This is a genomic window from Bifidobacterium sp. POST2/T3 (B1) (assembly GCF_058197115.1).
On record NZ_JBVPQK010000079.1, the window covers coordinates 1 to 10559 of the forward strand.

The following is a 10559-nucleotide window of genomic DNA, read 5'->3' on the forward strand; positions in this document are numbered from 1 at the left end:
AGCAGGCCGGCGATGACGAGCATTACGGATCCGATAAGCGTGGGGAAGCGTAGAACCACGCCGGTTTTCCAATAGTCAATCATGACGCTCAGAGTCAACAGCAGACCGACCATGGATATCAACAGTCCGGAAATGCCAAAGAATGGCAAAGGTCTGTACTCGCGTATCATGCGGAAGATGGTTGACATGACTTTAATCCCGTCACCGAAGGTATCCAGTTTACTCACCGATCCATTCGGACGGTCGCGGTACTGGATGGGGATTTCGCAGATGCGCAGGTTGTTGTCCAAGCTGTGAATGGTCATTTCGGTTTCTACCTCGAAGCCCGAGGAGGTTACGGGGCAGGTTTTGGCAAAGGCAAAGGATACGGCTCTGAAACCCGTCATGACATCCGTCAGATGGGCTCCGAAAAGCAAGTTGATTGAAGATCTGACCAGCCGATTGCCAAGGCCATGCAAGGGCCGTTTGTTCTCTTGGAAATAGGTGGAGCTGAGACGATCACCTGAGGCCATGTCATATCCTTGGAGGATTTTGGAGACAAGCTCCGGCGCCGCTTCGGCCGGGTAGGTGTCATCCCCGTCGACCAGCACATAGACATCCGCATCAACCTCCTCGAACATGGCTCTGATGACATTGCCCTTGCCCTGCCGAGGTTCCTGGCAGACGATGGCGTTTCGTTGCCTTGCTATGGAAGCCGTTGCATCCGTGGAATTATTGTCGAAGACATACAGGTCGGCCGTTGGCAAAGCCCGACGGAAATCGTCGATCACCTTGCCTATAGTCATCTCCTCGTTGTAACAGGGAATAAGTACGGCCACACGTGCTTCCTGGTTCTTCCTTATCTCTTCCACAAGGCACAAGCTTACCAATCAACGCAACAATGAATCAGGGTCGTATTCTGCGGCTACCTGGTGGTGTTGCAAGGTAGGCGGGAGGTTAAGCTTGCATTATTGACGTATCCATCAGTTGCAAAGGGAATCATGGTCGGACTTCGCAGGACTGGTTCGAATCGAATCAGGCCGATCGCACATGGCAAGAACCGTGACGTGTTGCTGCAAGGCAGAGCAATGGAAGGGTGCGTTTTTCCTTTGCTGCTGGGAGTGCTTTTCTCTCTGTCTTCCGACGCAGGAACCTATGGTGCCATTCAATGGGGCCAGGCGCATCTGTATCTGAATATCGTGCTCTATGGAATGCTCTTCTGGGTCTTGTTCGCTACCATGTTCCGATTCTGCTTTCCCGATAGGATCGGTTCTTTTTCGGATGACCAAACCGGAAAGCAAAAAAGCAGCCTGATACGACGGCTGTATTTCAATCATATTGAATCGCCCAAAGGCGTGCTCTGCGATGGCATACGGATTCTCATCTGCTGGCTTCCGTACCTGATACTTCTATACCCGGGTTCGCTTTTTTGGGACACTGGTGATCAGCTGGCCCAATACTACGGGATTGCGGCTTTCAGCCAGGCCCCAGGCGTAATATCTGACCGGCATCCTTTTTTTGATACTTTTCTTTACGGTTGGTTTTCCGATCTTGGCCGGTTCCTGACGGGCAGTCCGAACTTCGGTTTTTCCTTGTATGTCATAATCCAGTTCATCCTTTTTGCGCTCTGCATCGCCTGGCTGCTGGCCTATATGTCCACAAGGGTGATGGGGAAAAGAATCATTGCTATTTGCACGGCCTTCTTCTGCCTTTTCCCTCTGGTTCCCATGATGGCCATGATGGTTTGCAAGGATACGACTCATGCCCTGTTTTTCCTGCCTTGGGCCATCATGTTTGTAAAGCTGGTTGATGGCCGGCTGGAACCCTTGAAGAACCCCCGTTTTCTCGGCGCTTTCATTGTTCTGACCCTCCTAAGCTCGCTGACGAAGAAGATGGGCCTTTACATCATTGTGGTGAGTCTGCTCCTGCTGGTTCTCGGCCATTTCCGAAGGAAAATGAAGGTTCTTGCCGCTGGCCTGGCGGCATCGACATGGCTGGTTGTCAACATGCTGATACCTGCCTGTCTTTTTCCTGCCCTGCACGTGGTGCCAGGGGAGAAGGTCGCAGCAATTGTCATGCCTGTACAGGTGCTGTCCAGGACGGCTCATGATCATCCAACAGCAATCCCCGATTCCCAGAAAAAAGCGGTAGATGAGATGATGCCTTTTGGCTGGGAGGGAATGGCTGCAAAGTACATACCTTATATATCCGATCCGGTTACCGGCTATGGGGCGAACGGTCCCAAAGAGTCCCTGCCCGGTTTCGCGCGTTTGTGGGTGGACTTAGGACTTCATCATCCCTTGTCGTATTTGAATGGCTTCTTCTGTTTGGAGGGTGGCTGGACGAGTTTTGTCGGCCCGCAATCCACCAAGGCCCAGAAACCCCCGTATGAGCAAGATCCCATGGTGATGCGCGTGTACACATGGACCATGACGAATCCTGATACATACTGGCGGCTGCAAAAGGATCCGCGCCCCAATTGGCGTCAGCGGCTGGCCGATGAAACATTCCAGACGCTGACAACCATACCGGTGCTGAATGTCTGCTTCTATGTGGCTATCTGGTCATCGGTCGTACCTTTCTTCATTCTGTATGCCGCTTGGAGAAGGCGTGGTAGGGAGCGCTTGCTGGTATTGGCCATGCGGCTGGCGCCCTATTTCGTTTCAGTGTTCAGCCTGTTCGCATACCCCATATCGTTTTCCGTTCCGGGACGGATGGATCCCACAAGGTATGTGTTTCATGCAGTGCTGATGGCTCCCCTGGCCCTGGGGGCTCTGTATTCAGCCGATAAAAAGATGTCTGAAGAAGGGGGTTTTGCCGCCGACCCAGCTTATAAAGGCAGCAATCAAAACAATAGCGGCCACCAGCACAAGGTTGATGAGCATGGGCGCCTTGTAAAATAAATGGAAATGCAGGACCAGATCACGAACCACCAATATCAGCATCAGATGCAGATAATAGATGCCAAGCGTATTGGAACCAATAGCTGTGACGATTGCACTCAGGCCTGACGGGACTTTCCTGACCTGTATGAATAACTGGAATAGAGCGATGGCCAGGATAAAGGTTAGAACGTTCTGGTAACCGGACTCTATATCGAAAGATATGCCCTTTGTCCGAGCCTGGAACCGTTGCAGAGTGAAAAGCAAACCCCAGGCCAATAGGGCCACGAAAGAAAGGCAGATGTTTTTCGCACTCGCGCTTGAGAAGTGACGAGACAGCCAGGCTGCTATATCGTGCCCGTAGCCTCCGGCAACGAAATACACCAGGGCGTAACCATAGTCTCCCAGTATGTCGTATTGGCTGATCGAAGCGAGCACTTGCGGAACCTGATGCCCGCTGTAGCTCGACAGTATGTCTTTGGCATTGTCTCCTAGCGTTACAGCAAATATCAGAGCACCAAGCACAATCGTGACATAGGCCAGATATCGTTTCCCATTCGGGTCGTCGTAGACAGTCTTCAGTATGGGGAAAACAATGTAAATGGCCAGCAGCGCATTGATGAACCAGAAGTATCCCAGAGGAACCACGTCGTAAGAGCCACCCAGAAGATACTGGGGAACGGATTTCCAATCTATGCGTTTGCGCATCAGGGCACTGAGTATCGGCAAGCTGATGATCTTCCATGCCAGTAGGATGAATACCATCCTAAGGATTTTATGAAGATGCTTGTCCGCCGAAAATCGCGAGTTCATCAGAAGATACCCATTGACAGCAAAGAACAAGGGCACTCCGACGACTGAAAAAGTTGAGGCGAGGTTGTTCAGTGCGGTGTCGCTGACAAAACCGGTGTAAAAAATGTAATGTACAAAAATAACAAGAAATATCGCCAGTGATTTTGCCAGATCCAGGCCAGCGATCCGATCCTTATGGACTCTTTGTCTCACTGCATGTTCAGGAGGAGCAGCTCTTCGCAGGTCGTTCATCTGCAGCCTCTTTCGTGTGAAAACCCCAGAGCTAATCACGCGTGTAATCATGCGCAATCGCCGATGAGAACTGGATCCGACATCTATTCCATACTCGATTCTGAAATGTCAGCAGAAGCCACAACCAACCACCTCAACCTGTGTACTGACTTTACTCCCCTTGAAACTGTGGCCCACATGGTCATTGAGTGATGTTTACCTATTCCCGTCATGATCAGGCTATGCATAAAACAATCGGTGCTATTTCCAGTGCTTTCATCCAGGGCTCTGCTATCGAGCTGTTGGAGAACTGATGAGCGTTGTTGCCTACCGGTAAAGAATATGAGCCCAGCCTGGTACAACTAGACTTTGTGGCATGCTGACTGCAAGGAATCCAAGTTCTTAGCGATCCAGACGTGTTTATCTTTATAGGGTTGCCGAAGGTGAGGTGGAGTTTATGTCTACGTGCCTGTCTTTGAGGGAGAAGCGCAACAGGCTGAGGCGTCTTGGTACCCGATGCGGTCGGGCCCTGGTGCCTGGCCGTCCACGAATCATTGCCTCTATGACCTCGTACCCTGCCCGCATCGAGACTGTCCACCTGGCTATAAAGTCACTGCTTGCCCAGAAGACCCTGCCAGATTTGATCATTCTTTGGCTCTGCCGATCTGATTTTCCAGGTGGAGAGCGTGACCTGCCTTCCAGCTTGAAAGATCTGCTTTGGATGGATGTCCAGGTGCGTTGGGTCGATGATGATTTGAAACCGCACAAGAAATATTATTGGGCTCTGCGCGAATTTCCGAACGATTTGGTTGTCACAGTTGATGATGATTTAATCTACCGGAATACCATGATTGGGGATCTTCTGGCGGCCCACCGCCGCTATCCGCAAGCCATAGTGGCTTCCCGCACCCATCTCATCACTTTCAACAGAGACGGCAGTCGTAAAAAATATGAGGACTGGATTTACGAGGCACCGCATTATCATCCTCGTCTGGTGGGCGTTCCTTCCATGCGACTTTTTGCTACGACTGGTGCCGGCACGCTCTTCCCTCCACACTTGATGCCTGACTCTACCTTTGACAAGAACTTGATCATGTCTCTATGCCCCACCACGGATGACGTGTGGTTGAAAATTATGCAAGTAGAGGCCAACCGACCTATTCCGGTAGTGGCTTCGACAGATGATCAACTTCTGCAATATGTACCCGGTACTCAGGAAGAGGCACTCTGCCACGTCAATACTGAGAGCGGAGGCAACGATCAGGTTTTCCAACGAATACTCGGCTATCTCAACGCAAATGGATGCCATCTTGATTTCGACGAGGCTGTTCGAGACGATGAATTGAATAAGTTGTTGTAATTCGGTTTCGACTGGATAATGTGTGCGTGTCAATCAAATACTTAGTTTAAATAGAGCAGTGCACTTTAGACGCAGAAGTTTAATATACAGTTCTTTATGGCAGTGGTCAGTAATACTATATAATATAGTTTCAGGAAGGAGCGGGGCCACAAAATCCAATCGGTTAATCAACAGAGCTATAGATTCTGATTAAAGCAATGATGAGTCAGATTCTATGACACTCGAGATTGCCAACTACTCATGTAGGAGTATAGTGTTGTTGACGAAGGGGCCGGTTGGGTTCTTTCACGATAATAGAAACTGATATGTAGTACAACTTATACGATGAAGGAGAGTAAGTTGTCAAAAGTTAAAACATCCCTACCGTTGAAGCTGGGAGCCGGCCTAATCTGCGGTGCAACACTGATTGCATGCGTAGGTGCTTTGACTGTGCCTGCACGAGCTGCTACGGAATCGAAGTGCGGAGATGACAACACACTCCAACAGTGCGTGCCAAATAAAGCTCTTCGTGATGCTATTAAAACAAATGTGGATTCAATTAACCTCTCAAATGGTTCAGAAACAACAACAGGAGACAATACCTTAGTTAAGGATGTAAAGGACAAGCCTCTAAGTCTAACCGTTTCTGATCATCAGGAAGATACAGATCAAGTTTTTGACTTAGCAGGTTTGAGGGCTTTCACTAATACTAAGTCTCTCACTCTGAAGAACGATGGACTTCGAGATTTGAGTGAGTTGAATAAGCTGAATCAGTTGGAGGAATTGGATCTTTCTGGGAATCCGATCGTTGATGGACTAACACAGCTAGGACAGAAAGAAAAGTTAACGTCTCTCGCGGTCAATGGCAATGGAGTTCAATTCATCAATGGTCTGTCAGCTGTAGGCTCGTTCAAGAGCTTAAAGACACTGTCTCTTGAGAATCAGAGACTCACTGATGTTTCTGCTCTTAGTGGTTTGGATAAGTTAACAACGCTTGACTTGAAGACCAATAGGATTTCAGATGTCGACCCGTTGAGTAGTCTGACTGCTTTAACAGACCTCAATCTTAACAAAAACAAAATTAATGACATAACACCTCTTCTTGGTATTCTGTCATTGAAGCCGGACGGGTTGAAAGCTAACGATCAGGATATCGTGGTGAAGCCTGATCATGAATTCGACAAGAAAACTGACTGGATTCTTGATGGTGTGAAGGTCGGCTCGATTTACGCGCCGATTACGAGCCATAGCGATAATGGTGTGGTTGGGCCAAATAACAGTAAAGTTACTTGGCCTGCGCCAGCCAGCGCTGCTAGTGTATCGTTTAAGTTTGATACAGATGTGTCAACACAAAATAACGTGAAGCTCGGCCATTATTCTGGTCAGGTTACGCAAAACCGCAGTGTAATTCAGCGGCTGTCTGGCAATGATCGATACGACACGATGGGTGAGATTGTCGAAGAAGCCTATCAGAGCGCGCCTCAAGAAACTGTGATTGTAGCTTCTGGGGATAATTTCCCCGATGCACTTGCAGCATCCGGTCTTGCTGGGTTAGCAGATGCTCCTGTCATTCTGACGAACTCGTACAGGCTTTCTGCTCGCGCGGATGGACAGATTTCTCGTTTGAAGCCTCAGAAAGTTGTAATTGTTGGTGGGGAATCTGCAGTTTCTGATAGTGTTGTAGACCAAATTGAGAAGAGGGTTGCTCGAAATGCAAAGATTGTCCGTATTTCAGGTGATACCCGTAGGGATACAGCTAATGAGATCTTTGCTCAGGCAAAGAAGCAGATTGGCGCAAATTGGCAAGATGATACTGCAATCATAGCTACTGGTGAAAACTTCACTGATGCGCTGTCAATCTCTGCTCTTGCACAACATCAAAAATATCCTGTATTCCTGAGTGGCAACACTGGCCTCGATGCGAGTACTATTAAGAATATCAAAGGGTATGGCTTCACGCATATTTTAATTGCTGGAGGATCTGCCGCTGTGCCTAACAGTGTAATTGCTCAGCTGAAGAGTGCAGGAGTTGATGAATCTAGCATTGTCCGTCTGGGTGGTGCTACGCGTTATCAGACTTCGCTTGAGATTGCAAAGTTTGCTTTTGACCGGAACGATCTGTTCCCCCAGTATCCGGTATTTGCGACTGGTGAAAACTTCCCTGACGCACTTGCTGGTGGTGTATTAGCTGGGAAAAAGGGCGCTCCGCTTCTCTTGGTTAGCCCAGATACTACCGTCAATCGTGACGCACTGAACTGGATCAATTCGACTCTCCGGTTCCCCAGGGGCAATATTGCTTATGTTCTTGGTGGCACTGATGCAGTAAATGAGACAGTTTCAGCTGATATCGCCTCAGTGTTGACTAAGCAGTGATTGCTTAAATTATCACTAGGTTGACGCAGAAATAGTTAACCATTGGTGGCTCCTGATATGTAATACTGTCAGGGGTCGCCAATTTTTTGCTAAGACCAAAAAACTAGTTTTATCTTAAGGTATGAATTCCGTCATAGAATCGCGATTTAGTCATTTAACTTGTATGAATTGTTACATTTGCTTAGACAGTCGTGCCGGAATGAAAGCGTACCACTCTCTCAATTTGACTGATTGTTACTGTAGGCCAATTATAAAGAAAGCAAACCAAATTCTAGCGAATCATTTCTCTTTTAGGACATGTAGCTAATAAAATGAATGAATGAGAAGTGAACATCCCATATCAGGTAACAATCTGATAATCAAAAATGCCGGTATCAGGAAAACCGTCAAGGGGAAAGACGCAAAAACTAAGACCGAGGTAATCGTTCCTCTTATACAACCGATGCTAATTAGTATCTTGTCATCCTCTTGCTTTGGTCTTTTGCTTGCCTTTCTGATTGTTGTAAGTTGGTTTCCCAAAACTTGGAGTATGTGGAATCTACCTATCCAGGCTATCGACGCGCCCTCGCACTACTACTTTATACGTAAGCTTTTGCAGAATGGCTTGTCAGTCATTTGGGAGCTCAACCCCAATGACAGTTTCTACCCGCCCCTGTTTCATTGTTCGGTCTATCTATTAATTTGCGTGTCGAATTGGTTGGGGATTCAGGTCAATATATTTACAGGACTGAATTTGATATGGCTGGTCACCTCAGGTTTTCTCTTTCCCATGGGCATGTTGCTGTGGTGCTCATATTTTTATTCTGATGCATCAAAGAGATGTCGGATCATCCTTAATATCGCAGTGCCAGTGCTATCCGTGGTATCGGTGGCACAGCCCTACTGGATGCTGAACGCCGGGCCACTCATAGCTTATGGACTTGCTACGTCGATACTGCCTTTTCTGATGTATTCCAGTCTTAGGTTAATGGATGCGGTCACTATACGGAGCGAACGCACAGTTGCTCACGTACTCCGTTGGTCTCTGCTGACAATTGTTCTCGCCTTGCTGATGTTATTAGCTCACCCTCGAGTGGCCTTTACCTATTTGGTTTTCATAGGCCCTTTTATACTGGTGAAGATGTCCAAAAGAGACATTGTCTGTTTCACGCTCTGTATATTGGTGGCAGCGGGGCTTTTCTTTGCCTATGTCTCTCACCGTGATCACGGCAAGGATTACCTACATCCTTCATCTTGGTTTCATACCTTTCGTCCTACCAGAAGTCTTGGCAATGCAGTGAAAACAGTTTTGACTGACGATATACCTGGTCTTGCAGGCATCTTTATGGCAATTTTGGTCTGTATCTGTTTTATTGCAGTCCTGTTGCTTTGCGGGGAGCGCTTTCGTGATGCCTTTGCTGTAGACGGAGCATTTCTCCTTACTACTCTGATCTTTGTTTCCAGTTCCGCACTTACTGGGCCAGTGGCCAACGTGATCACTGCTGCCTGGTACCGTGGCGAGACTCGGCCTCTGACCATGATACCTTTGGTAGTTGTTCCCCTGTTGGCCTTTGGCCTGCGTTGCCTTCTTGAGCCTCGTCCTGGCAGGAGCCTGAAGATTCAAGCTCTATTCCGACCTGTTTCACCCCAGGTTCAACTCTCGCCTGTCGGTGTGATCACAGCGTTGCTTCTTGTCGTAGTGTTGGTGCTCTGCTCGTGTTTTGAGTCAGCAAAAAAACAATTGTCAACCATCGTCGCTGGTAGCACGGATATCGAAACCCAAACTCCAGGAGAGCAATTGAGCCATGATAAATACTATGCCTTGAAGAAGGTACACAATTTGGTGGAAGACAATGCTGTAGTGGTGTCCGACCCCTTGAATGGCTCCATGTATGGAATGGCTCTCTACGGAATGGATATGTTGTATCCAGTATACAACCCTATGGATACGAAAAATGGCCAGGTGTTCGGAAGGGTGGAGCGTGCATTCGCATCAGGTGATTCCGAACGCTTGCTGCATACGGTGTGCCCTGTCGTGACCAGCTATAAGGCAAAGAGCCAACCTGAAGAGAGAAGCAACAAGTACTTTTTGACCATGGGTCCACAATCACCGAGCCTGCGTATGTTCACCTACAGGGCGCAGTACTATCCCTTCCATGATGACCGTTTGATCAATGAATATGAACAACGGGGAACACTGGTAAAAATCAGCGCCCTTGATTCTCCAAATGAGCCAGGGAGTCAATGGAATCTATATCGATTCGCATGCAGATGAGCAATCTATGCGTCTTATATTTTAGGGCTTGAGAGGTAGCTGCCGGTTAGCGGATTGGGTTAGATACAAACAGTGCGCCTTGCACTACTGACGAAAGAAATCAGACGCTGCCGAGCTTCTTCGCAGAAAGACCGGCAGCGTCTGGATGGAGCTAGTGCCGACCTTCCACTGCCCTGGCTACCGTTTTCAAGATCTCGCGACGGGCGCTGCCGATTGGGGCGATAGGGTCCACCAACCTGCGGAGTCCATTGTCCTCAGCAATCACGCGTTCATGCTGTGCCACCTGTACCTGGTTATGGGAGGATCCAGACAGGTGTTGTATCAGGCTCTCGTAGAAGGGGGTCTCTCTGGCGTAGGACCAATACACGTCAGCCAGGTCGCAGCTGGCATTATTCCATGGCTTTATAAATCCAGCGTAGTGAATGATCCTTGGCTGCTCACGGGACTGAAGATAGTCGTAGTAGGCATTGGCTGGTGCATGGCTGAATATACGCTCCAACCTTGTGTCGCAGTCATGTATCACATTCCATGACCAATCCAGGTAAGTCACACGGCCCTGGCACTGGGCGTTCAGAACATCCTGGTCGTTGTAGATAAAGCTGGTATTTGAAGACAGCCGCAGCCATTCCGGCAGGGAGTGCAGCTTTCGCATCTCAGCAGTGTTCAGCAACAGTACGCCTGCCTGGAAGTAGGAATAAGGATCCCGCAT

6 protein-coding genes and 1 pseudogene are annotated in these 10559 nt (G+C 48.6%); 4 read left to right on the top strand and 3 right to left on the bottom strand.

Features of this window, described 5'->3' with window-relative positions; all coding sequences use genetic code 11:
• Nucleotides 1-785 (bottom strand): glycosyltransferase family 2 protein (locus AC0AP0_RS05405; RefSeq protein WP_490429636.1); only part of this gene is annotated, 785 nt, incomplete at its 3' end.
• Between the two features lie 432 nt (nt 786-1217).
• On the opposite strand from AC0AP0_RS05405, the pseudogene AC0AP0_RS05410 reads away from it, so the two are divergent.
• Nucleotides 1218-2609 (top strand): annotated as a pseudogene (locus AC0AP0_RS05410) (DUF6020 family protein); the annotation flags it as partial.
• A 150-nt stretch (nt 2610-2759) separates the two neighbouring features.
• On the opposite strand, the gene AC0AP0_RS05415 reads toward AC0AP0_RS05410, so the two are convergent.
• Nucleotides 2760-3905: an acyltransferase gene (locus AC0AP0_RS05415; protein WP_490429631.1), complete on the bottom strand. Its 1146-nt coding sequence runs from the start codon at nt 3903-3905 to the stop codon at nt 2760-2762.
• A 541-nt stretch (nt 3906-4446) separates the two neighbouring features.
• On the opposite strand from AC0AP0_RS05415, the gene AC0AP0_RS05420 reads away from it, so the two are divergent.
• The 3 genes from AC0AP0_RS05420 to AC0AP0_RS05430 all read left to right on the top strand — a co-directional run bounded on the left by AC0AP0_RS05420 (nt 4447) and on the right by AC0AP0_RS05430 (nt 9850).
• A complete protein-coding gene (locus AC0AP0_RS05420) occupies nt 4447-5244 on the top strand; it encodes a glycosyltransferase family A protein (protein WP_490429632.1) in 798 nt (265 codons plus the stop codon).
• 339 nt (nt 5245-5583) lie between these two features.
• Nucleotides 5584-7596, top strand: coding sequence for a cell wall-binding repeat-containing protein (locus tag AC0AP0_RS05425; RefSeq protein ID WP_490429633.1), 2013 nt, complete (start codon nt 5584-5586; stop codon nt 7594-7596).
• A gap of 319 nt (nt 7597-7915) precedes the next feature.
• Nucleotides 7916-9850 carry a DUF6541 family protein gene (locus tag AC0AP0_RS05430; RefSeq protein WP_490429634.1) on the top strand — a complete coding sequence of 645 codons (1935 nt, stop codon included), beginning with the start codon at nt 7916-7918 and terminating at the stop codon, nt 9848-9850.
• Nucleotides 9851-10001: 151 nt separating this feature from the next.
• On the opposite strand, the gene AC0AP0_RS05435 is transcribed toward AC0AP0_RS05430, so the two are convergent.
• Nucleotides 10002-10559, bottom strand: a 558-nt coding sequence (locus AC0AP0_RS05435; RefSeq protein ID WP_490429635.1) for a glycosyltransferase family 8 protein, incomplete at its 5' end; no start/stop codon positions are given.

Coding starts and splice junctions, on each gene's coding strand:
- AC0AP0_RS05415 (WP_490429631.1), bottom strand. CDS start 3,905: ATGAACGACCTGCGAAGAGCTGCTCCTCCTGAACATGCAGTGAGACAA.
- AC0AP0_RS05430 (WP_490429634.1), top strand. CDS start 7,916: ATGAGAAGTGAACATCCCATATCAGGTAACAATCTGATAATCAAAAAT.
- AC0AP0_RS05420 (WP_490429632.1), top strand. CDS start 4,447: ATGACCTCGTACCCTGCCCGCATCGAGACTGTCCACCTGGCTATAAAG.